Here is a 22982-nt window from a genome sequence, read left to right as displayed (position 1 = left end):
TAATTATCCTTTTAAGGTAATTATCCTCAAAACAAATACTTTACATCATAAGTGCGATAAACGCTATAATTTTTGTTGACTATTTTAATAAAATTAACGTTTATCAACACCTTTATGTTCCCGATTCCCGATTCCCGATTCCCGATTCCCGATTCCCTACTCCCTACTCCCTACTCCCTACTCCCTACTCCCTACTCCCTACTCCCTACTCCCTACTCCCTACTCCCTTCACAACCAATTACCGACCAGAATAAAAGGTGCCCAAAACAAAGGTTCGTTAAACTTGGCATCTCCAATTAAATCTAGTTGGGCTTTCCTGACAGCTTCTGCTTTGGTGATTTCTGGCTGTTTTAGGTATTCGTAAAACTTGTTCATGAATATAGCAGTGGAATCATCACGCACTTTCCACAATGTCCCTAAGGTAGAACGCGCTCCCGATTTAATCGCAAAACCCGCTAACCCTAACATCGCTTGATCGTCCCCTTTAGCAGTTTGACAAGCACTCAGAACCAGTAAATCAATTTGGTCTTCTCCCAACAATTCTTGAGTACGCAGCAGTTGCTCTAATTCTTTGACATTAATTTTATTTTCCCAGGTTAGTATAAACGTCTCCTCAGCTTTGGAGCTAAACTGACCATGAGTAGCTAAGTGTATCACATTGGAGGTTTTAGTGGTTATTTCCTGGGAAACTCTATCGCTAGTGAAGTCTTGATTGAGCATGACTGAGTCTGGGTTCAACTTTTTAGCAATTTGCTCAATTTCCTGCTTCACCCCTGTAATAGCCAATCGGTTTACCGGGGGCGGAGACAATCACAGCTAAACGTTCTGGCAAAATAATCGGGTAAATTACCGTTGCTGACCTGTCAATCTGATCAATTTGGGCAACATTAGCATCTAAACAAGCTTGCCGGAAAAAGTTATCCAATTCTGCTAATTGTAAATCCTCAATGACCTGGCGTGCTTTTTTTAGATACTCTTGACTAGGATTACCTTCTAGCAACAATTATACCAGTTCTCGGTATACTGGTTCAACGCTTTTTCGGAAGGAAAACTGGATATCTGGATTAATGGAAACCAAATCACCACGCAAAGTTTTTAAGTCTTTGACTGCTTCCGTATAGGCGGCAATTGGACATAAAGGCGTAGTTGGTTGAGGCGAGTTTTAAATTTTTATTCTGGATTAGTACTCGCACTTTCTGCCCGTTTAAAGTAATCTAATGCTACTGAATTATCTCCAGCATCAAGGGCTGTATTGCCTAAACTCAACAGGATAATGCCTAATTGGTTAGTGGCTTCCAGACCCTGAGCAATAGATAAGCTTTCTTCGAGTACCTCTCTAGTAGCTTTTACATCCCCCAACACTTGTAAAGCGATGCCTAAACTTCTGAGCATTCCTACTTTAACGGCATAATTTTATGTAGTTGCTAATTGTTGATTAATCTCTTCCAGTAGACGTTTAGCACGATTATAAAATCCTAAGCTTTGCAGGGCTTAAGCTTGGTTAATTTTGCTAATCAAAGCACCAATTTTATCTCCACCTTGATTATAAGTTTGTGCTTTTTTAAATGTTTCTAAGGCAGATTGGTTTTGTCCAGTGTGGAAAAGGAGTCTGGCTTTGGTATTAAGAATTTGCGCCCACAGCAGAGGATTGTTACTGGTAGCTGATTCGACTAACTTAAGGCTGGATTCAATAGCGGTTTGGGCAAGGTCCCACTGACTGAGGTGTTGGTAAGCTAAGGATAGATAATTCAAACTCAAGGCTTGATGGAGAGAGTCACCCCGAGTTGCGTAATCTTGGGCTGCTTCCAAATTTCCGCTGCTTGGGCAAATTGTCCCCTGTTGAAATAGGCTCTGCCTTGGTTAAGTTGACTAACTTTACTAAGTTTACTGCTAGCCTGAGGAGCTTGCCCCTGCAAGGTCGGAGCAATACTGACTTGGAAGTGGTGAGGGGATGCGATCGCTAAACTAGGAGTAGCTGTCAGTGCTAGCAATAAACTGGGTAATCCGACAGTGACTAAATTTAGGATGGTTTTCATGATTCTATTGGTAATAGATTAATGATTAAAGTAGGGTGGGCAAAGTAATCGCTCTCATTAATACTCATTTGAACCAAACTGTTTTTGCCCACCTTACCAGTAATCAGTTAAAGTAGGGTGGGCAAAATACTCTAATCATTAATATTGATTGGAACCAAACTGTTTTTGCCCACCTTAGCAGTTAAAGTAGGGTGGGCAAAGTCATCTCATCATTAATACTGATTGGAACCAAACTGTCTTTGCCCACCTTAGCAGTTAAAGTAGGGTGGGCAAAGTCATCTCATCATTAATACTGATTGGAACCAAACTGTCTTTGCCCACCTTACCAGTAAAAAGTAATCGCTCTCATTAATACTGATTTCAAGCAAACTGTCTTTGCCCACCCGAAAATCTCCTTGGTGGTTAAAGTAGGGTGGGCAAAGTAATCTCATCATTAATACTGATTGGAACCAAACTGTCTTTGCCCACCCGAAAATCTAATCCTCTTTAATCGCACAAGTTGCTCGCAGAAAATCGAGCGCCTGGTTCGAGTTGACAACAGCGACTAATTCCACATTACCTTCCTCATTAATAATCCAAGCATTAGCTTCCACTATCGGTGCTTTGGTATTAGTGTGTGCTTTACGATCTTCAGCTTCGGGTATGGCGCGCACTATGGATAGATCTGATATATCCCGCACATCCGATAAAATTTGCCCACCGGGTACCATAGCACTAGGGTCTTGGGGGATGCCACCCCGTCCGGTAATATAAAAACTACTGGTAGCAGTCCAACCGCAACCTTTAGCGATTTGTTGAGTGCGATCGCGCAGTTCTGTTGGTAATTCAATTAAGCCGTTAGCGGGATCGGCGTCAGGATTGTTAATGGTAATCAGGCCATCTAGCCCAAACTCAGAACTAGCGGTAATGGCACTATCAGGAAATACAAATAAGCCTTGGGTAGTAATGGTAATATCTCCACCATTGCCTAGATTAGCATTGGCTTGGATCAAGCTACTTTCAATGAGACCTACCAAGGCTAAGGTATTGCCCGGTTGAACCTGTAATTGGGATCCAAGATTACTGCGATCAAAAGGAGTAAAAATACTGCCATTGAGGGTATGTCCTGGACCAACTACTGTAATATTTCCCGGATTTGTTCCCATCTGTAAACCAGGAGTAATATTAATCGTTAATAACGGCGCTTGGTTTGGTTCAGTAGCACTAAATTCAATCCCATCTCCAAATACTACACTCTCGGCAGTAGTGGCCAAAAATGAACCTCCTATATTCAACGAAGCATTTTCCCCAAAGATAATTCCGGCTGGATTAATCAGGAATAAATTAGCGTTACCATTGGCGCGAATCAAGCCGTCAATATTATAAATATTCCCTCCGGTGACACGGCTAAAGATATTGACAATATCCCCAGCATTGTTAAAAAAGGCTGACCCGTTGCTGGGTACAGAAAATTCCGAGAAGCTATGAAATAGATGATCCCAAGTGCGTACCCCTTTTTCAATCAAGAAATTCACCCCATCATCACTAGTCACGGTGGTAGATAAGGTGCCATCACTGCTGATTTGGGCGGTAGCAATGTTGGGGATGAGGATACTAGAGACTAAAATATGGCCGAGTAAATAGCATCGCTGAATGGTTTGATTGTAAGCATTCAGCCGTCAGCCGTCAGCCGTCAGCTTAAAATAAACCTAGAACGATAAAATTTAATAGTTCCAGATTAATCAGAACTGAAAGTCTGGGGAAAATTCCATGACTCGTGGCACAGGCTTCGAACCTGGGATGAATTAGCTGATAGCTGATAGCTGATAGCTGATAGCTGAATACTTACGTTTGATTCATCAACTTGACCCTGGTGGCTGATGTAACTTCGGTTTGAGTGGGATATGGTTATTTTTCCCATCAGCGATGGTTCAACTCACAAATCGTCAGCCGTCAGCTGAACGCGCACGCGTGCGCGTTCAGCTGTCAGCTAAAGTAGCTAAAGTAGGGTGGGCAAAGTCATCTCATCATTAATACTCATTTGAACCAAACTGTCTTTGCCCACCCTACAATCTATGGCCACGCTACGCAAACAGGAGAATTTAATAGTTCGAGATTATAGCACTACCCATTAAGGTGTTTGACATTGATACAAGCTGCCAAAGCTGTTATACCAAACTTTTGCCTTTTGCCTTTTGCCTTTTGCCTGTTGCCTTTTGCCTGTTGCCTGTTGCCTGTTGCCTGTTGCCTGTTGCCTGTTGCCTCTTGCCCTTGCGCGTAGCGCTATATTAGATTACTTCGTACCATACAAGCGATCGCCTGCATCCCCAAGTCCTGGAACAATATAGCCATGGTGATCTAATTCTTGATCAATAGCCGCCGTGTAAATCACTACATCTGGATGTTGCTGTTGGAAATAGTCAAGCCCTTGCTGTGCTGCTAATAAGCAAAGAAACTTAATTGACTTCGGGCTAACTTCCTTGAGTCGGTCAACAGCAGCAACGGCAGTATTACCTGTAGCTAACATCGGATCAACCACCAACACATCTCGCTGAGTCATATCATCGGGGAGTTTGAAATAATATTCGATGGGCACAAAGGTATGGGGGTCACGATACAAACCGATATGACCGACACGAGAGGATGGGATTAGTTCTAGAATACCATCTAACAGACCCTGTCCAGCTCGCATAATCGAGACAATCACCATCTTCTTTTCTGAAGCCAGCATCGGAGCTAGCATCGGCGAGATTGGTGTATTGATTGGTTCATACTTCAGGGGCAAATCCCGTGTTACCTCGTATGCCAACAATAACCCAACTTCTTTAAGGAGTTTACGAAATTTGGCAGTACTCGTTCCAGCCTGACGCATCAGGCTTAACTTATGCTGCACAAGGGGATGGTAAATTACTTTAACATTATTGATCATTAGTGATTGATCATCAGTGATTGGTGGCGACCTATTTGACTTTAACAGAATGTCAGGAACCTGGGAGTAGCGCAAACCCCACGGATTAAATCTGGGGGCTTGTAGCCTCAATACCTGACCAGCTTTTGTCCCAAGTGGACTCCGTTATCAGTAAGTGTTCAAATTCCTACCTTGAGATGCGTCGCTAGTCTCAAGCTCTAGAACCGGGTTGTTAAACATCTGTATCAGGCTAAGGAAGTGCAATCTGGAAAGTACCGGCTGATAACTTTGGCTAAGCGAACTTAACCCTAGCAATAGGAGTAAACGTAATTATGCGCGTATTCGTACTCGACAAAAACAGAAAACCATTAGACCCTTGTAAGCCTGCTAGAGCTAGAATTCTACTCAAACAGGGGAAAGCAAGAGTTATAAAAAGATACCCGTTTACAATCATTATCCAAGAAAAGGAGGTCAAAAACTGTGTAACCCACAAACATCAACTCAAAATAGACCCCGGTGCCAAGACTACCGGCTTAGCCATTGTCCAGGATAATCAAGTCATTTGGGGTGCTGAATTAACTCACCGGGGGTTTCAAATCAAAGATGCCCTTACTTCTCGCAGACAGTTAAGGCGGTCTCGGCGTAACCGGAAAACTCGATATCGCAAGCCCAGATTCCTTAATCGTAAACGTCCTGAAGGTTGGTTGGCTCCCAGCTTAATGTCACGAGTTCACAACATCTTGACTTGGACTAAAAAACTCATAAAATTATGCCCAATAACCGGCATTTCTCAAGAGTTAGTCCGTTTTGATACTCAGAAAATGGAGAACCCTGAGATATCTAGTGTTGAGTATCAACAAGGCACATTGTACGGGTATGAACTGCGGGAGTATTTACTTGAAAAGTGGAACCGTAAATGTGCTTACTGTGGGGCGGCTAACACTCGTTTAGAAATAGAGCATATTAAGCCATTAGCTAAGGGAGGCTCTAACCGGGTAAGCAACCTGGCAATTGCTTGTTATAAATGCAATCAGACTAAAGGAGCTCAGGAAATCGAACAATTTTTGTCGGGTAAACCCAGTATCCTAAAGCGAGTTTTGGCTCAGGGGAAAAAGCCTTTAGCCGATGCAGCAGCGGTTAACTCAACCAGATGGAAGCTTTATGAGGAACTTAAGTCCACTGGACTACCAATTGAAACAGGTAGTGGTGGGTTAACCAAGTACAATCGATGTCGTCAAAACCTCCCTAAAACTCATTGGTTAGATGCTGCCAATGTAGGCCAAGTTGATAACTTGCATATTGAAGATTTTCAACCTCTGTTAATTACAGCTAAGGGACATGGAACTCGTCAAATGTGTCGGACAGATAAGTTTGGATTTCCCAGTCGTTATGTGACCAGATTAAAATTTGTCAAAGGCTTTCAAACCGGAGATATTGTCAAGGCTATTGTCACTAAAGGTAATAAAATTGGAACCTATACGGGGCGGGTAGCTATTCGCCAGACTGGTTCATTCAATATCTCAACAAAAAATGGACTACTTCAAGGAATCAGTCACAAGTATTGCAGCACTGTACACAATAAAGATGGATACTCGTACAGCTTTTAAAGCAAAAGAAGCTGTGTCAAGCTGCTGTTTGTGTAAGGGGATAAACTCCTCCCCATACATAAATGACAGGGGTATCCGTTTCTTCCCTTACCAACCCCAATTTACTGATGATACTATTTCAAAAATGACCGGTGGCGTGGCTAATTTGTATATGGCTAATTTGTATATAAAGTGTGATTAGCACATTAATTATCACAACATCAATAATAAGATAGCATTTCCAAATATATCATGAACCAAAATGCTGATTTATCATAACACAAAAAAATCCTGGCATCCCTCTTTCCTGCTGTTCCCTATTCCCTATTCCCTGTTCCCTTTTTTAATCAATCCTATGTTTACATCTCAAATAAAAATTCGATATTATGAATACTAAATTATTGAGTTATCAGCGCCTAACTTACCTGAGCACTGCGTTGGGTATTCTTTTTCTAGGAGCTTGCACGGGAAAACCCAACCGTCTAACCCAGCAAAGCTTTGAGGTCAAATTCTTAGTCGGTAGCGCCTTAGGGCAATTCTGCGAGCAAGCAGCGGAGCAATTTAACCAACAACAGCCCAAATTAGACAATGGCAAGGGGTTCTTTCTCAGCTGCGACACTAAAAGTAGTAGCGATGTGGTAACTAGTCTGACATCCCTGGCGCAACAACTCAAATCCCGTAGCCTTAAGCGTAATGCGCCAGAATTTCCTACCTTAGTTTCCGTGGATGGGGAAATCTATCATCGTCAGTTAATCGATCAGATCAATCAGATTTTTCCAGGGAAAGATTACATTGGAGAAATTACCGATGCGCCGTTGTTAGCCCATAGCCCCATGGTATTTATGACATCCGCAGAATTAGCCGATGGATTACGCCAGCAACCGGATTTGTACAAAGCCTTGGTGAATACCAAAACCCACCAAGAACTGGATCCCAATAGCCCTCGATTGCCCATTCACCTTGTCCACACTGCTCCTACTGGCTCCAATTCTGGTTTACAAACCTTAGTGGCTCAATTTGCCAGTGTATCTGCTAAAGAACCAGAACAATTGACAGTAGCAGATGTGCAGCGTTATCAGAAACAGATCCAAGCCATACAAAGTAAAGTGATTCGCTATGGTGTCTCTACCAGTTCCTTGGCAAAGGACATGGTAAAGAATGGTTCCTTGTGGGCATCGATTGCTTCAGTGTACGAGTCTTCGGTGATTGCTGCAAATTCCAATCAGCAAGCTGGGCAAAGCCGCTATGAGGCAGTGTATCCCCAGGCCACCTTTACCTCCAATATGCGAGCAATTTTACCCAACGCTCCTTGGGTGAGTAGGCAGGAAAAGGCTGCGGCACAACAGGTGATTGACTATTTGCGATCGCCTGTTGTGCAAAAAATTGCCACAGAACTTGGTTTAAGACCAGGTGTACCAGAAGTGCCATTAGGTGCCAAGTTTTCTGCTCAATTCGGTGTTGACTCCAAGGCCAAATACGATTCCCTGAGTTCCCCTCAACCAGAGGTAGTGGCAGCAATGCTCAAGTCCTGGCAGGAATTTGCCAAAAAACCCTCACAAGTGGTGGTGCTGGTAAACTCTTCCGGTTCTATGTCGGGGAATAAATTAGCAGCGGTTCAAAAGACCTTGCGCGCATACATCGAGAGTTTAGGACCAACAGAGCAAATTGCCCTGATTGATTTTGATTCCGAGATTCGTCCACCAGTATTGGTAGATAGCAGCCCTCAAGGACGCGATCGCGCTATGGCGTTTATTGTTAATCTCAACCCTGAGGGGGGTAATCGGTTATATGATGCTGCCCTGGAAGCCCGTAACTGGTTACAAAACAATTTCCGAGAGGGTGCCATTAATGCTGTAGTAATTTTGACCGATAGCGAAGATTCTGATTCTAAGCTTCGTCTTGAGCAACTGTCTCAAGAACTGGAAAAAAGTGGCTTTTCCAGCGAGAAGCGAATTGCCTTTTTCACTGTTGGTTACGGTAACGAAGGAGACTTTAAGCCCAAAGTACTAGAACAAATTGCTGAATTTAATTGGGGATACTACCGTCAAGGGGATCCATCAACTATTCTTAAAGTAATGGCAGATTTAAAACTGGAGTTTTAAAAAATATGACGGATTAATTGATAATAATTTACTCTAAATTATAGGGCGTTGCTTAATAATGGAATGATTTGAATAGTTTTGTGGAATGGGCATCTGGGTGTAATGGGCATCTTGCCCATTACAATCTGCTGGCAGGCAGGATGCCCACCCCACTCATATTCATTCGAAGATTCAGCAATGCAGGGGATAAATGACGGTAAACAAAAACAACACTCAGGAGTAAGCACTCAGCAATCAGCGCATATGACATAATTGAAACCGATAAGACCACCAAATCGTACAGCAATAGCAGATAATTGATTCTTGAGGACCAATAAATAATAAATAAATGATAAAGACTGCATGGGTGTTTCCTGGGCAAGGTTCCCAGGTACCAGGTATGGGAGTGGACTTATTAGACCTGCCGTCTGCAAAGGTTAAGTTTAAGCAAGCTGAGGAAATTTTAGGCTGGTCTGTCCTAGATATTTGTCAAGGGGAGTCCGATCAGTTATCTCAAACCCTCTACACTCAACCTGCCTTATACGTAGTTGAGAGTATCCTGGCTGATCTGCTCATGGAACAAGGGGAACGACCCAATCTAGTAGCGGGTCACAGCTTGGGAGAATATGTTGCCCTCTACACTGCCAAAGTATTTAACTTTGAGGCAGGGCTACGCCTAGTCCAACATCGGGCTAAATTGATGGATAGTGCTTCTGATGGCATGATGGTTGCTCTGATTGGCTTCAAACGCCCAGAACTTGAAGAAAAAATCCAGCAGATACAGGATGTTGTTATTGCTAATGATAACAGTCCTGCTCAAGTGGTAATTTCAGGTAAACCAACAGCAGTTCAGGATTTGCTGAGTCAGATTAAAGTGAAACGGGCTGTTCCTCTAAAAGTGTCCGGTGCCTTTCATTCTCCCTTAATGGCTCAAGCAGCGGCTCAGTTCCAGGAACTCTTGCTGTCTGTCCCCTTTGCTGACGCCCAGGTACCAGTATTATCGAATGTGGACCCTGTACCCACGGTCGAGGCAGCTACCTTAAAACATCAACTCCAGTCTCAAATTACTGGTTCAGTACGATGGCGAGAAATTTCTCTGAGGCTACCAGTGGAAGGGATTGAGAAAGTGGTGGAAGTCGGACCAGGTAAGGTGCTGACTGGCTTAATTAAACGGATGTGTCCCGAGTTAATTTTAGAAAACGTTAATAGCATTGCTGATCTGCAGCAATGCTTAGCAGTAGGCTAACTCGAAGCCCTAAGCTCAATCTGATTCAGGTTTTGGATGGCGGCGCGCTGCTCTTTGACGCGCCGCTTTGATGGAATCCCCCCAATAGTTATCAGAGTTTAGATATGGCAAGTGTCGGGAGATGGGGAGATGGGGAGATGGGGAGATGGGGAGATGGGGAGAGGGGGAGATGGGGAGATGGGGAGGTGGGGAGATGGGGGGATGGGGAGATGGGGAGGTGGGGAGATGGGGGGCTGGGNCCTGTTCCCTGTTCCCTGTTCCCTGTTCCCTGTTCCCTGTTCCCTGTTCCCTGTTCCCTACAACTGCCGCGAAGTCTAGTTTCAATTCAACTCTTTGGCATCAGCTAACACCGGATTGATATCATACCAACATCCGTGACCATTACAATACTCAAACACAAACAAACTCTTCAACAGGATTTGGTATTCCTCCTCACCCCTGACAGTTTTGTGTTCAGCCACATGTCTGAGCAATTGCCACTCATCCGGTGTAATTGCCCTGCTCAATTCATTGCGACGCTGACTAATCACCCTTTCTACCAAGTTACGAGATAAAGGCAGCTCATCTTTTTTGAGGCAGTTACGGAGCAGCACCAGCAAGTTCCTGACATGACCCCCACTGACTAGACACAGCCGATCCAATGTCTGTGGGGTATCAAACACTTTTGTAATTAAACTGAGCCGTTGCTCTGGCTCTACATTTGGGAAGGCTCTGGCTAAGACCATCTCTCGCAGCAAAGCAATTCCAGCATCACTGGGACTACCATCTGCTTCTTTTACCCGTACCATCGGTAACACTTGGTGCTCACAACCAAAGCGATTCCTGAGGTTTTCTTGGTCATTAGAAAATGGGGTTAATTGGTCTTGAACTGTATTGAGTTCCAGATCTTTTGTGGACAGGAGTTTGTCGTACTCTCGCAATTGCTTAGCTTGTCCGTTTAACTCCTGCTGTTTTTCCTGGAGTGCTTGCTGCAGCTGGGTCACTTGCTGCTGTAAGCGATGATTGTCCAAGCGCAGTTTTTGGGCTAAGGCAAACCATTCACCATCCTTGGCTAACTGTTCCTCAGAAACATCAGCTATCTCAGTGTCAATATCAGTGTTATCAGTATCATCAGTGCCATCATTATCGGCTTCTGTAACTGATGATGCCATGGTGGTAAGGAGAGATTCTATAGTCTGTTCTAGTATTGACTGTTCAATAAGATTATCTATATCATCAGATACTATGGTGAAATCATCAGGTACTGGTGCGAAGCTGAGCATTTTTGGGTTATGGTCGGTCTGCTGCTGATCTGGCTTCTTAGTATCCTGGTTATCCATTTCGGTAGTAGACTCAGGAAGGGGAAGGTTATTGGGGTTTTCAGATTCACTCATTGCTCTTCATCAAGGGGTTCACAATTTCACCATTGGGGCAAGGAGCCAAAAAGTCAATCGCTCAAGATGATTTTAGTCTTGAGGGGCAACTTTGGGTCAAGATGCAGACTCTCGAAAGTGCCGATGGCTTGACATTGACTTAAGTTTGGGCGCAGATGGTTGAGATTACCTTACTACTTACTAACCCAAGAGTAATGCATAAAAATTGACTGGCTAAAAATTTTGAGACAAAAAATGGATGCTGATTAGAAAACAGGAGCTAGGGAGCAACACTTTAATACAAATGTACTATCATTGAGCAATGAGCTAATGCGTTCCCGTAGCGTGGCTGTAGACCAATCGCAATTTCAGTTTTTGATAAATCTGATTACTATATACCGTTTTACTATGAAAAACTAGCAGTATTTTCAATTAGCTATTTTCCAAGAGTATAGATATTAAATTAAGTCATTTATCGTTGATAATAGCATTTTATTTATTCAATTGTCAACTAGTAAAATTTCAATCCCTTCATCTGTTTTAAAGACAGGGCAAGGGATTACAGAGAGGGCAAAGTTTTGCTTGAAATGAGACGAAGGGGGATTGATATGAGAGTCCGAAATAACCCGTGGCTGATAACCAGTGAAAAAAGCGATTGGCCTCTGGCCACGCTACGCGATTGACCTTGGCCTAAAGGCCACGCTACGCGAATGGTCACGCTACGCGAGCGCATAACCAGTATGGGGACGAACTTCTGGTGGGTGAAAGCCTAGCACAATATCTGATTTGGGAACCCCTGCGGCCACCAATTCTTCTGTGATGCCATCTTCGATACCATCCCGTTGAATCCAGATTTTTCCATCAATAATCTGAACGTGGGTAATGCAGGCGTGGACTCGACGTTTGCCATCCCAGCCAACAACCATCAGCAGAAAATGATTGTTTAGAGTATCGGTAATGGCATAACTTTGGATATCGCCGTGACTGTAACTAATCCGAGCGTAACGCTCTAGAATTTCTCGAATTAATCTGGAATACTCATCTAATCTATCCATTGGACTATTTCTTCTCCTTCTGCATCAAAAATTAGCAAATTCAACTGATTGTTATCAATAGCAATTCGAGCAATTTTATCTTGGAAAAAATCTCAAAACAATATAATATTACTTACTTACAAATTTTACACAAACCGGCAGATTTTTCCTATATTTACCTGAATTATGACTCATAACTGGAGACTGGTCAATGGGAGGATAGTTGGTTATGTCCAACTCAGGTTGTCTAGCTGGTTATAACCTAATGAGGTACACATTATTGTTTAACTGTTCCCAGATCCGCTGTTCCCTATTCCCAGATCCGCTGTTCCCTGCTCCCTGCTCCCTGCTCCCTCAAAAAATGCACCTCACCAAATTAAAAAAAACTATCCTAATCAAGCACTAATTAATCCATGGGCAAGTCCCGCAGGAAATAAAAGCAATCACTTTTACTATCCGTTTCCTTGATTCGCCCCAAGTAGCCAGTTAAGGGAGAAGAAAGCTCAATCAATATTTCGTGTAGTTCTGGCTGAGTCAAGGACTGGGGTGGATTGGAGAAGTTATAGGCTCCATAGATCATCTCTACTCCCACCGTGTGATTATCTCTATCGTCAATTAGCTTTTTCACCAGCTGGACAATATGCGATCGCAATTTCAGTTTTTCAGAAATATGATTAATATATTTTTCAACTTCCTGATCAGCTTGACCAGCTATCAAGTAATTCTTTAGTATAATTAAATCAACGGAATTGGGATACTGGCTTTGGAGTTTCACCAGCTTCTCAAGAGTGTCAGGATTAATAATTGCCATACCATGTACAATAGCTGCATCCATAAGTTGTTTAGTCGGCTCACCAGGGCCAATAATTAACTTAGCAGTTTTCTTAAGTAGTTCTTGATTGTTTAAACGTAACGTTCCTAAATTCAACAGTTGTACTGCCGTATCGTTAGGAATTTTTTTCCCAGCCTTGCACTCACCCACCAAAGGATAAGGTTTTGAACAGAATAAATCTAAACCACCAGCACCACCTTTGTGAGCATGGTCGATGGTAAATCCCAGAAACTTAAGGCTATCACGAACAATATTTTCAAAATCTGTTCCAGCTTGATAATTAGTTTTACCTTGATCCAACTCTTTGCTGCGATTTCCCAATGCTGCTATGGTATTTATCCAAGCTAAATCTGGATTAGATGAGGTTAACTGCTTGTTGCTACTCCAGCCTATAAATTTTTTGATCTCTTCGTCAAGGGCTTCAGCCGCTGGGTTAGTAATCGCCAGGTTAGCGATTTGACTCTGTAATTCTTCCAATTCCGGATACAGTGGCGGGAGTCGATTTTCTAGCTGGTGTCGCCGTTGGCTGAAAATGCGATCGCTTAATACTGGCCAATCGTCACTAACCCTAATATTATCACCTAAACTAACAAACTTCCCAAGGGGCTGACTAGTATTATTTATAGCTACTTCAAGCACTTTAGGCAACTGATAGACCCGCAAGTAAGCCAGGAAAATACCCTGTTTTTTCTCAAGTCTTGCTTGTAATCCTGCTGCTGTCCATACCGTTAACGGTGATAAGCTCTCCAAGGATTCAGTTTTATTCAGGTGTTGGCAAAGTTCACACCTAGCCCAAGCCTTAATCAAAACTGTCTCAGAATTCAGTGCCGTTAGACTTTTTTGGGCTATTTCTCTAAAACTAGGGCGATAATAGTGCTCAAGAGACAGGGGATTACTTGATGTATGATTATTACTTGATAGTGTACTACTTGATAGTGTAGACGGATATAGGGCAAATTTCCGCCCTGGATTGATAAATAGCTGAGGGATAGCAGCAATCATTCGCCCTTGGATTAAGGCTTCGATATCTGGTGCTGGTAAAAGGAGAGCTCTTGGAATTAAATCTTGCTGACTCATTATCTTACTGACTCAATAGTAGATATCTATATCACTTCCTATCAATCAATCTCATTCCTGCCTGGCATCGTCAACTTTGTAAGTCTTGTTAACTCTAGCAGTTAAAACTAAACCATCTATAAGAATCTGTGTAGGAACTGTGATAATTTTGTTTTCTTTTCCCTACTCCCTACTCCCTTTTCCCTACTCCCTACTCCCTATTTCCATATCCGCTTTTACCTATTCCCTTTGCTATATAGATCCATTGAGTTAATCATCCTTTAACTTTACGCCTCTTCATCCACTGCCTCTTCAGTAATTTGTCCCGATGGAGCACTCAAAATTTCTCGCAGTAATCGGTTATCTATAGCTAGCTTTGTGTTAGAGATAAAATCTTTAATCTGCTCTTCACTCAACTCATAGTCTTCACGACTGTCATAAACAGCGCGAATCGCAATTAAAGGCTTAACCTCCTCTGTTTTCAACGCTACGGATTTTCCTCCTTGAGCCTTAAGGTTATTCAAAGACTCTTGAGCCTTCTTGGCATTTGGACTTATCGGTTTAGAGCGGACTAAACAACCACGGGTCAGATCATATTTTTTATAATTCCCAAGATGAGATAACCCAGTCGTTACCCTGTTTCCAAAAGATGCTTGGATCACTGCTAGTCCGATTTTGACCGTATTACCTTCTTGTTTACCAACTATCTTGACGCCGAGGTATTTATTTTTTGGTTTAACGGGAGCTTCAATTTTTTCGATTGTGACTCCTTCCACTATCTGTCCTATGAGTTGCTTGAGAGCAAACTTAATAGCGTTAGTTAGTTGAGAGTCATCCTCCATGTACTCTTCATTGTCAATATTGTCAATATTTTTGATCTCGTTATTATAAGCAGAGCTAACGGGATTTATAGGAGGTCTATGGGATGAAACTTGCTGACCATTAGGTAATCCCCAGTTAGTTTGACACCATTGCAGAACCCTTCTTGCTGTTGGTCGTTGTTTCCCCAATTCTTTCAGTGTTTCTTCGGTAAAGGGATAAACCCGCTGAGGAGGAGTCAGTTTATTTTCAGCATAAAACCCTTTTAACCATAGGGAAACTAAATCAATGATCTGCTCAGAGTTGAGATAATTCAACTCAACTACTCGCTCGCCTATTCTGTCAACAACTGCCTCATCCAAAGGTAATGCTCTGATTTGATGTGTCCAAGTGTCAGGATACATAGCAGTCAGAAGCACACCCCGTTTAAGGCTACTGTATAAATCTGTTGCTAAGCTAGCAATAACTTGTGCTCTGGTAAACCCTATATCATTACATTCTATACCATCTAATTGATCAAAACATACCACCAAGGGATTGTAATCACTAATTAGAGCTAAAATTTGACAAGTTATATCAAAAGCGTCTTTGTCATCTTCCGAATCGTTGGGTAAATCCATCTCGTCAGCTTTTTTCTGAGATAAACTTTTCCCAGACAGCCATTTAATAGCATAAGGAGCATGCTGCTTTGATAATGTCCATAAAATCGCTCTGATCAGATCCGGATTGTCGATGTCGGTCTTGATTTCAAGAACTTTATCAGTCAGTTGATCAATTAGCTTAGGATTTTTAGCCAAGGCATTGTGAAATACATTGACTAACTGCTGAGATGTGTAATTTTTTTGCATCGCCTCATTGGCTAAAGCAGTTCCTAACTCTTGCCACTGAGTCACCCCCTGGCTACCAACCTCCTTAAGACTTAATGCCAGGGTCTTCAAAAATTCCGGCTTGATCCGATTAAGGTCATTGTAATCAGTCATGTATACAAACCAAGCACCGCCTTCAGCTTGAAGAATTTGATGGCGAACCCTACTGAGCAAATGAGTTTTGCCTAACCCTTTTTCCGCCTTGATGGTAATGCCAATAACGTGACGCTCCCCGGTACGCACTTGTTCAACTGCCTTAAAAACAGCGTCGGAGGCATGAGCATTGATAGAAGGAACGTCAGGAAATGCTTTTTGCCATACATTTTGCTTCTTGACAACTAGCTCTTTGTTAAAAGGGTTTTGTTTTTTGATGATATTTTGGAGTTGTTCAAGGGGAGATGAACTGTTATTCATGAGCAACTGTTAGTCATTTTGGTGTGAGGAAACGCTACAAACAGTCAACAGAGATTTATTACAATAACCAGGGCAGCCTAGGATTATAGCCGCTTAGCATAGCAGCGTAATCCACTTAGTTCTGTGGTGATGGAATCTTCAATTTTGGATGGATCGCTATCCGGTAAGCTACCACCTTGGAGTTGTAAAATCTCGTTAGCTTGCATTTCCAACAACCACTCATTAAACTGGGAACGACTGACACTATCTCCAATTTCCCGTCTAATCCGATAAATCGGTACGAGATCATCAAGGTTATAGTCCTGATTTAGCTTGTCATACACCTCCAAGACCACCGACTCAAAGGTTTCATAAGAAGCGATCGCATTTTCCCCAGTTTTCCCAGCATCAGCGCCTGCCTCAACGACCTTAGCCACTGAGCTTCTCTCTCTAATCCAATTTAGAACAGCCTTGACATCCTTGGCTCTGACCAGACTACCATCAAACTCAAAATCAGCGCTTTTGATGCCAGCGTCTAGCACTTCCAAGCCTTGCTCTGTCAAAAACACATACTCGATTCGGGCTTTTTTTGTTTTCTTGATCGTCCCATCTGTTTCCAATGTTTTAAAGATGTCAGTATAATCACCAGACCTCTCATTATTCAGTTTCACTGTGTCACTTAAGTCTTTTCTTTTCACTTCCTGCTTTGATCCCCCTAGATCCCACAAGTGTAGCAGCAGGCGAGTTGTAGCTTGGGCTGGGGTTCCTCGTAACCCTTTCTTATTTTCTTTCTTATTTTCGGGTTCAGGGTTTGTGGACATTTCCGTTTGTTCTGTTTGTTCTACTGTTGACATTTCCATTTGTTCTAGGTATTTTTTTACAGTATTTACGTAGATCAGATTATGGCTTGTCACCTCTCTATCCAGTGATAGCCTACCCAATAGTCTGATGCCAATTCGGCACGATTGAGTCAGAAGCCATAAATTTTTATGGCTAGCCTAGCCTTAGGCAAGCCAAATTAAGCCTCTGCCTTTGTATAGCCCTAAAATTGCATTTTGAGGGCTATGAGTCATAGCTAAGTCAATCACACTTCCGCAATCACAATTCCCCATGGGATTGCCCCTTGGGGTGCTGCGAAAAGCGAAATCGTACTCACTTGCCTCTAGGATCAGAATTTCCAAACTATCCAGTCTTTCCCCCCAGAAAGCGATCGCATTTACTGGGAAAATCTCCAATTCTGCTAGCTTGAGTAGAGCAAGGTAGTCGAGTCTCGATATTATATCACTTCTGTTCAGTCCTAGGTTACTTTCAACTATTATTTCTGTGCCCCCTCTGGTTCCTCTGCTCCCTCTGTGCTGATCGGATCACACTTCTCTAACTAAATAGGTTTGAGCCAAATCAGCTGGACTCATGGACTCATAAGGTTCAAAAGGCTGATGAATCCAAGGATTATCTGGCAAATAATCCACATAGTAATCAGGAGCAATCCCAGAACAGGCTTTATACCAGATTACAGCAGTACGAATCTCCTCAATTTCTGTACCATAATGACTATAAAGCCATTTAATCCCCTCTCGTAGACTAATACCAGAATCCACTAAATCATCCACCAACAGGATCCGATTACCTAATTTTGCCGTTGTCATTGCCAGGTGGCTCGAAAACGTAATCGGTCCTCGGATCCGATTGTCTGGTCCGGTATAGGAAGCAGCAGACAGAATCCCTAAGGGCTGATTGTAAATGCGGCAGAGGATATCACCAACCCGTAATCCTCCCTTAGCAATACAGACAATCTGGTTGAAATCCCAATCGGCTTGATAGAGTTTGACAGCTAGCCGTTCGATTTTTTCATAGTACTCTGACCAGGAGACGTAAAGTTCTGACATAGTTCGCGCAATTGATATTGGTTAGGTATTGTTCAGGGAATCGACCATTAGCAAAATTCGAAAACTATTCGACCATTACCAGCGGTTGTTCCGAATTTCCCAAGTTCGGAATTTCCCTACTTATACAAGAAGTCTAATGTTAGAAATGGCTTATGAGTGATTCGTTTTACTCAAAAAATCCCGATCACCACATTGCCTAGCTAAATTATCTTATCGGTTATGAGTGATGTTTCTAGTTCTGATGCCAGTAATCCTGCCCAAGTCTCCGGTGGACTCGAAAAGCTTAACTTTACCACCAAACTAGCTTATGGTGCTGGAGATATGGGTCCAGCCATGACCGCCAATCTCTTAGTCTTTTACCTCCTGCCATTTTTAACCAATGTGGCTGGTTTACCAGCGGGTTTGGCAGGGAGCATTCTGATGATTGGCAAAGTTTCCGATGCCATCAATGATCCCATGGTTGGGATTATGAGCGATCGCACTCGTTCTAGTTGGGGGCGTCGCATTCCCTGGATGCTCTTTGGGGCAATTCCGTTTGGTGTTCTGTTTTTCTTACAGTGGATTGTCCCCCACTTCAGTCATAACAATACTATCAATAACTGGTTGCTGTTTAGCTACTACCTTCTGATTGCTATTCTGTTCAACATTGCCTACACTGCAGTTAACCTACCCTACACCGCCCTAACTCCAGAACTCACCCAAGACTACAACGAACGCACTAGCCTCAACAGCTTTCGCTTTACCTTTTCCATCGGTGGCAGCATCCTAACCTTAGTTCTAGGCGGATTAATTTTTAGTGCCTATGCCGGTGATAGTGGTCAGCAATATCTAGTGCTAGGGTTAGTCACCACCTTGCTGGCGGTGGTGCCGATATTGTGGTGTGTGCTGCGCATCCAAGAACGAGGTGCACAGCCTATATTGGGAACTCAGCAGAAAAAGACTGTAGGAACTCTGCTCACCCTAATTGGACCCCTATCATTTTTCTATGGCATTGCCCGGATTATCCCAGTGACTGCCCAATTATTGGGTGCCACTAGCAACCCTGATATCACTGGTATCTTTCTCAGTCTTCTTGGTTTACTAATTACCGTCTTTGGTATAACTCTGATATTTTCTACCCCAGAACCCCACCTGAAAGATAGCTCTGCTTTCACAGAGCGCTCTGAAGCTGACACTTCAGCCTCCTTATCTTTTTTTGAGCAACTGCGGATTGTATTCAGTAACCAGCCTTTTCTATATGTGATTGGTATTTACCTGTGTTCCTGGTTAGGTGTCCAGTTAATCGGTTCTATCCTGCTTTACTTCGTAGTCAATTGGATGGGATTGCCCGAGTCTACCTTTCCCTTAGTCGCCCTTGCGGTTCAAGGTACTGCGTTATTAATGCTGTTTTTCTGGAAGATGATCAGTGAGCGATTGGGCAAAAAAACCGCTTACTTTATGGGCACTAGTATCTGGGTTATCGCTCAAGTTGGTCTATTTTTGCTACAACCTGGTCAAGTGGCCTTAATGTACTGTTTAGCTGTTATGGCTGGTTTTGGGGTTTCTGTGGCTTATCTGATCCCCTGGTCCATGGTGCCCGATGTGATTGAACTTGATGAATTGACCACAGGTCAGCGTCGGGAAGGGATATTTTATGGCTTCATGGTTTTGCTGCAAAAACTTGGTTTAGCCCTAGGACTGTTTTTAGTCGGTATTGTCCTAGAGTGGTCAGGATTCATCTCATCTACTGCTGGGCAACCAGTCCCCACCCAACCCGATTCCGCACTGCTAGCCATCCGTATCGCTATTGGACCATTGCCAACCCTATTCTTGATTGGTGGTATAGCACTCGCTTACTTCTATCCCATCACCAAGGAATTTCATGCCCAAATTCTCTTGCAGCTACGAGAGCGTGATCAAGCTACTAGGCAAGGGGAATAGGAATTGATCGGTTCTGTTGAAGATCTAGTTTGACTCAGGAGTAGTTTTCTAAAAATAGGAATGGGTCAGCCTGGGGTTAATTTGCCAATCAATGGCAATCAATGATCAAAAAGGTAGATGCGTTATAGCTTGAGTCGTAGCAATTACGATCACCATCTTGGCTTGAGTTTAAGACGCCTGCCATTCCAATTCAGGCAGACTCTCCCAGGCTTGGACAACGAGGTCATTGAGTAATACTCTTTGTGAGTGATCAAGCCAATCGTCTTCTGCTAAGACTTCGGCAGTTAAATCGTCAAGGGACTGTCCCTCTTGACGGGCAATGTGAATGACACCAGCAATCGCCACTACCACCAGTTCTTCATCAACCGGTTGTTGACGTAGGGCGACTATTTCTTGTGGACTGGCTGGAATGGGATAATTCATACCTAACAAACAAGGGCACCCTTGACTATAACTAAACTGAAATCAATGTAAAGTATTTTTACGAATATTAAACAAGTCGATACTTGGAAGCTTAGCGTATTTTCAGCACTGATTACCTCCGTCTCTCCTCTTAATGACATTTATGATCACATAACCCCTATGAAAGAGATTCTGTACGTAGAAATCCCTACACCAGACACAAAGAGTGTCTGCCACTGGTTGCAACAGGAATGGCAGCCTAAGCTCGGGGATAAGATAATCACGCCGGATGGTATCCGTCTGCAATGGGAGACTACTCCTGATGAGAATTCTAATCACAAGACTACAGTTGTAGTTTCTTTGATTCCAGAAATCTCGATTTTTGTGTGGTCCGTGCAGCGAACCACCTACCTCAAAGCCTTTCGTTGGTCCGAAAAGCCCCTGAGCGGCGAAAACCTAATTCTAAGACAGCTGACCCAAAGTCTTCGGGACCAATTCCCCTACCACTATCCAGAACCACCGGATGTAGAGTTATCTGAGCAATCCATCTTTGAAGCATTAGCACCCTATTATCCTCAGACTGTGCACTTTTTCCGGAAAATGCCTAGAGGAGAATATGACCTTAATCGAGTTTATTGGTGGGAAAAGCGCTGGCGTGAGGGGGTTCGTAACCCCCAGCAGCCCAAGCAGGTAGTGTTTAAGGGGTTGAAGGTTGAAAGTTCCCAACAGTTGAAGGTTGGCCAGTTGCAGGTTGAAGGTTCCCAACAGTTGAAGGTTGGCCAGTTGCAGGTTGAAGGTTCCCAACAGTTGAAGGTTGGCCAGTTGCAGGTTGAAGGTTCCCAACAGTTGAAGGTTGGCCAAAAGGCCACGCTACGCGAACAACCCACTAACCTTGGCCAAAAGGCCACGCTACGCGAACAACCCACTAACCTTCAACCATCTAACCTTCAACCTTCTAACCTTGGCCAAAAGGCCACGCTACGCGAACAACCGACTAACCTTGAACCTTCAACCTCTAAGTACGACGTAATCTACATCGGTGGTGCCTTGGGAGTGATCCATGCTGCAACAATGGCGCAGCGGGGTTATCGGGTATTGCTGATTGAGCGGTTAACCTTTGGGCGGATGAACCGGGAATGGAATATTTCACGGGATGAGTTTCAAAGCCTGATTGATTTGGGTTTATTTACCCCAACTGAGTTTGAAGGGATTATTGCTAGGGAATACGTTGATGGATTTAATAAGTTCTTTGATAGCAACAACCCACCCCACTTGAAAGCAGCGATATTGCACACGCCAAGGGTGCTCAATATCGCCATTGATTCTGCCAAATTTTTGCAACTGTGTGGGAAAAAGCTAAAGAGTGCTGGGGGAGAAATCTGGGATGAGACAGAGTTTATCCAAGCAACTATCACCCCAGAGGAAGTTGTGGTGGAAGTGCAACACTTACCGACTAAATCTCACCGACAAGTGAGTGGTCGTCTGTTGGTGGATGCCATGGGAACGGCTTCACCAATTGCTTGGCAACTCAATGGGGGTAGGGCGTTTAATAGTGTCTGTCCTACGGTGGGGGCTGTGATTGAGGGCTTTGAGCCTCAGGTGTGGGATCCCGATTATGGTGATGTTCTCAATAGTCATGGGGATATTTCCCGGGGACGTCAGCTGATTTGGGAGTTGTTCCCTGGTGCAGGTGAGGAATTGACAATTTATTTGTTCCATTACCATCAGATACATCCTGAGAATCCCGGCTCTTTATTAGAAATGTATGAAGATTTCTTTACTATCTTACCGGAGTACCGCCGATGTGATATAGAAAAGTTGGTGTGGAAGAAGCCAACCTTTGGGTATATTCCCGGACATTTTACGGTGGGAAGTCGCGATCGCATTGTGGCCTTTGACCGACTGGTTGCCATTGGTGATGCTGCTTCCCTTCAGTCCCCCTTGGTGTTCACTGGCTTCGGTTCCTTAGTGCGTAACCTCTATCGCTTAACCGATCTCTTGGACACTGCCTTGCGGCACAATCTTTTGAGTGTTAAGGATTTAAATCAAATTCGCGCCTATCAAAGTAATATTGCTGTGACCTGGCTCTTTTCCCAGGGGATGATGGTACCAACAGGTCGTCATCTACCACCCCAACGGATTAACGCCATGCTCAATACCTTTTTTGGGTTGTTGGCAGATGAACCACCGGAGGTACCAGATACGTTTATTAAAGACCGTTTCAGTTGGTTAACCTTTAATCGACTGGCACTCAAAGCAGCTCGGCGAAACCCTGCCCTCATCCCCTGGATTTTGGAAATGGCTGGTGCTAAGGATTTCTTGCTTTGGGTAGGCAGTTACTTAAGTTTTACTAGCAATGCCTTGGTCAGCGGGTTGCTCAAAGGTTGGTTTCCCAGTCTAGTTCGACGGTTACAGCCCTGGCTTGAAAAGCGTTCTCCACGGCTTTGGTTACAGTTGTTGGCTCAAAGTTATGCCATCACAGCTGGGATGGGGCGTCCTGAAAAAGTAAACCGTGAGCTCAAGTTCGATTGAATACTTATCATTGAAGGTTATTCGTTAATGGTTAATTAACGAATAACCAAGAAT

The 22982-nt window shown here is 43.5% G+C and carries 22 protein-coding genes; 7 read left to right on the top strand and 15 right to left on the bottom strand.

Going from position 1 to position 22982, the window contains the following annotated elements; genetic code table 11:
- Window positions 1–75 precede the first annotated feature (75 nt).
- The gene (locus tag F6K49_RS03635) at window positions 76–300 is read left to right on the top strand and encodes a hypothetical protein (protein ID WP_293094276.1); all 225 of its coding nucleotides are present in this window, start codon (window positions 76–78) and stop codon (window positions 298–300) included.
- On the opposite strand, the gene F6K49_RS03630 is transcribed toward F6K49_RS03635, so the two are convergent.
- The 7 genes from F6K49_RS03630 to upp all read right to left on the bottom strand — a co-directional run bounded on the left by F6K49_RS03630 (window position 229) and on the right by upp (window position 4944).
- Window positions 229–771, bottom strand: coding sequence for a CHAT domain-containing protein (locus F6K49_RS03630; RefSeq protein WP_293094273.1), 543 nt, complete (start codon window positions 769–771; stop codon window positions 229–231). The genes F6K49_RS03635 and F6K49_RS03630 overlap by 72 nt on opposite strands.
- Window positions 755–1000: a hypothetical protein gene (locus tag F6K49_RS03625; protein WP_293094270.1), complete on the bottom strand. Its 246-nt coding sequence runs from the start codon at window positions 998–1000 to the stop codon at window positions 755–757. Before F6K49_RS03625 ends, F6K49_RS03630 begins: the two co-directional genes overlap by 17 nt.
- Window positions 1001–1170: 170 nt before the next feature.
- Entirely contained in the window at window positions 1171–1392 is a 222-nt protein-coding gene (locus F6K49_RS03620; RefSeq protein WP_229415528.1) for a tetratricopeptide repeat protein, read from the bottom strand.
- 99 nt (window positions 1393–1491) lie between these two features.
- Entirely contained in the window at window positions 1492–1809 is a 318-nt protein-coding gene (locus tag F6K49_RS03615) for a tetratricopeptide repeat protein (RefSeq protein ID WP_293094262.1), read from the bottom strand.
- Window positions 1755–2036, bottom strand: coding sequence for a hypothetical protein (locus F6K49_RS03610; protein WP_293094259.1), 282 nt, complete (start codon window positions 2034–2036; stop codon window positions 1755–1757). The genes F6K49_RS03615 and F6K49_RS03610 overlap by 55 nt, the downstream gene beginning before the upstream one ends.
- A 476-nt stretch (window positions 2037–2512) precedes the next feature.
- A complete protein-coding gene (locus F6K49_RS03605; protein ID WP_293094381.1) occupies window positions 2513–3598 on the bottom strand; it encodes a filamentous hemagglutinin N-terminal domain-containing protein in 1086 nt (361 codons plus the stop codon).
- Between the two features lie 710 nt (window positions 3599–4308).
- Window positions 4309–4944 (bottom strand): uracil phosphoribosyltransferase, encoded by a 636-nt coding sequence (gene upp / locus F6K49_RS03600; protein ID WP_293070453.1) that lies wholly within the window; start codon window positions 4942–4944, stop codon window positions 4309–4311.
- A gap of 311 nt (window positions 4945–5255) precedes the next feature.
- Here upp and iscB point away from each other — a divergent pair, with 311 nt between their 5' ends.
- From iscB to fabD, 3 genes are all read left to right on the top strand, one after another.
- Window positions 5256–6530 carry an RNA-guided endonuclease IscB gene (gene iscB / locus F6K49_RS03595; protein WP_293094256.1) on the top strand — a complete coding sequence of 425 codons (1275 nt, stop codon included), beginning with the start codon at window positions 5256–5258 and terminating at the stop codon, window positions 6528–6530.
- 365 nt (window positions 6531–6895) lie between these two features.
- On the top strand, window positions 6896–8611 hold the full coding sequence (locus F6K49_RS03590) for a VWA domain-containing protein (protein ID WP_293094252.1): 1716 nt from the start codon (window positions 6896–6898) through the stop codon (window positions 8609–8611).
- Between the two features lie 328 nt (window positions 8612–8939).
- Complete coding sequence (gene fabD / locus F6K49_RS03585; protein WP_293094248.1) at window positions 8940–9836, top strand: ACP S-malonyltransferase; 897 nt, start codon at window positions 8940–8942, stop codon at window positions 9834–9836.
- Window positions 9837–10156: 320 nt separating this feature from the next.
- On the opposite strand, the gene F6K49_RS03580 is transcribed toward fabD, so the two are convergent.
- Together F6K49_RS03580 and F6K49_RS03575 are read right to left on the bottom strand one after the other, a co-directional pair.
- Window positions 10157–11209, bottom strand: a complete 1053-nt coding sequence (locus F6K49_RS03580; RefSeq protein WP_293094245.1) for a hypothetical protein — start codon at window positions 11207–11209, stop codon at window positions 10157–10159.
- A 698-nt stretch (window positions 11210–11907) separates the two neighbouring features.
- On the bottom strand, window positions 11908–12243 hold the full coding sequence (locus tag F6K49_RS03575) for a XisI protein (protein ID WP_293094242.1): 336 nt from the start codon (window positions 12241–12243) through the stop codon (window positions 11908–11910).
- A gap of 244 nt (window positions 12244–12487) precedes the next feature.
- Here F6K49_RS03575 and F6K49_RS03570 point away from each other — a divergent pair, with 244 nt between their 5' ends.
- A complete protein-coding gene (locus tag F6K49_RS03570; RefSeq protein WP_293094239.1) occupies window positions 12488–12628 on the top strand; it encodes a hypothetical protein in 141 nt (46 codons plus the stop codon).
- Here F6K49_RS03570 and F6K49_RS03565 read toward each other — a convergent pair whose 3' ends face one another.
- From F6K49_RS03565 to F6K49_RS03545, 5 genes are all read right to left on the bottom strand, one after another.
- A complete protein-coding gene (locus F6K49_RS03565) occupies window positions 12629–14131 on the bottom strand; it encodes a DUF1802 family protein (protein WP_293094236.1) in 1503 nt (500 codons plus the stop codon). It abuts the gene before it with no gap.
- Window positions 14132–14397: 266 nt separating this feature from the next.
- Complete coding sequence (locus tag F6K49_RS03560; protein WP_293065674.1) at window positions 14398–16209, bottom strand: hypothetical protein; 1812 nt, start codon at window positions 16207–16209, stop codon at window positions 14398–14400.
- A gap of 83 nt (window positions 16210–16292) precedes the next feature.
- Window positions 16293–17042: a hypothetical protein gene (locus F6K49_RS03555; RefSeq protein ID WP_293094233.1), complete on the bottom strand. Its 750-nt coding sequence runs from the start codon at window positions 17040–17042 to the stop codon at window positions 16293–16295.
- Between the two features lie 150 nt (window positions 17043–17192).
- Complete coding sequence (locus F6K49_RS03550; protein ID WP_293018176.1) at window positions 17193–17423, bottom strand: hypothetical protein; 231 nt, start codon at window positions 17421–17423, stop codon at window positions 17193–17195.
- A gap of 129 nt (window positions 17424–17552) precedes the next feature.
- Window positions 17553–18074: a phosphoribosyltransferase family protein gene (locus F6K49_RS03545; RefSeq protein WP_293018177.1), complete on the bottom strand. Its 522-nt coding sequence runs from the start codon at window positions 18072–18074 to the stop codon at window positions 17553–17555.
- Between the two features lie 219 nt (window positions 18075–18293).
- On the opposite strand from F6K49_RS03545, the gene F6K49_RS03540 reads away from it, so the two are divergent.
- Window positions 18294–19994, top strand: coding sequence for an MFS transporter (locus F6K49_RS03540; protein WP_293094229.1), 1701 nt, complete (start codon window positions 18294–18296; stop codon window positions 19992–19994).
- 168 nt (window positions 19995–20162) lie between these two features.
- Here the strand turns inward: F6K49_RS03540 and F6K49_RS03535 are convergent, their stop codons facing one another.
- Window positions 20163–20417, bottom strand: coding sequence for a hypothetical protein (locus tag F6K49_RS03535; RefSeq protein ID WP_293039139.1), 255 nt, complete (start codon window positions 20415–20417; stop codon window positions 20163–20165).
- A gap of 159 nt (window positions 20418–20576) precedes the next feature.
- On the opposite strand from F6K49_RS03535, the gene F6K49_RS03530 reads away from it, so the two are divergent.
- Entirely contained in the window at window positions 20577–22928 is a 2352-nt protein-coding gene (locus tag F6K49_RS03530; RefSeq protein ID WP_293094226.1) for a flavin-dependent dehydrogenase, read from the top strand.
- The last annotated feature ends 54 nt before the right edge of the window (window positions 22929–22982 follow it).

It is taken from the genome of Moorena sp. SIO3I6 (assembly GCF_010672095.1).
This window is presented reverse-complemented; position numbering and strand designations above follow the sequence as displayed.

Coding starts and splice junctions, on each gene's coding strand:
- F6K49_RS03560 (WP_293065674.1), bottom strand. CDS start 16,209: ATGAATAACAGTTCATCTCCCCTTGAACAACTCCAAAATATCATCAAA.
- iscB (WP_293094256.1), top strand. CDS start 5,256: ATGCGCGTATTCGTACTCGACAAAAACAGAAAACCATTAGACCCTTGT.
- F6K49_RS03530 (WP_293094226.1), top strand. CDS start 20,577: ATGAAAGAGATTCTGTACGTAGAAATCCCTACACCAGACACAAAGAGT.
- F6K49_RS03545 (WP_293018177.1), bottom strand. CDS start 18,074: ATGTCAGAACTTTACGTCTCCTGGTCAGAGTACTATGAAAAAATCGAA.
- F6K49_RS03610 (WP_293094259.1), bottom strand. CDS start 2,036: ATGAAAACCATCCTAAATTTAGTCACTGTCGGATTACCCAGTTTATTG.
- fabD (WP_293094248.1), top strand. CDS start 8,940: ATGATAAAGACTGCATGGGTGTTTCCTGGGCAAGGTTCCCAGGTACCA.
- F6K49_RS03580 (WP_293094245.1), bottom strand. CDS start 11,209: ATGAGTGAATCTGAAAACCCCAATAACCTTCCCCTTCCTGAGTCTACT.
- F6K49_RS03590 (WP_293094252.1), top strand. CDS start 6,896: ATGAATACTAAATTATTGAGTTATCAGCGCCTAACTTACCTGAGCACT.
- upp (WP_293070453.1), bottom strand. CDS start 4,944: ATGATCAATAATGTTAAAGTAATTTACCATCCCCTTGTGCAGCATAAG.
- F6K49_RS03620 (WP_229415528.1), bottom strand. CDS start 1,392: ATGCTCAGAAGTTTAGGCATCGCTTTACAAGTGTTGGGGGATGTAAAA.
- F6K49_RS03575 (WP_293094242.1), bottom strand. CDS start 12,243: ATGGATAGATTAGATGAGTATTCCAGATTAATTCGAGAAATTCTAGAG.
- F6K49_RS03570 (WP_293094239.1), top strand. CDS start 12,488: ATGAGGTACACATTATTGTTTAACTGTTCCCAGATCCGCTGTTCCCTA.
- F6K49_RS03540 (WP_293094229.1), top strand. CDS start 18,294: ATGAGTGATGTTTCTAGTTCTGATGCCAGTAATCCTGCCCAAGTCTCC.
- F6K49_RS03565 (WP_293094236.1), bottom strand. CDS start 14,131: ATGAGTCAGCAAGATTTAATTCCAAGAGCTCTCCTTTTACCAGCACCA.
- F6K49_RS03555 (WP_293094233.1), bottom strand. CDS start 17,042: ATGTCAACAGTAGAACAAACAGAACAAACGGAAATGTCCACAAACCCT.
- F6K49_RS03535 (WP_293039139.1), bottom strand. CDS start 20,417: ATGAATTATCCCATTCCAGCCAGTCCACAAGAAATAGTCGCCCTACGT.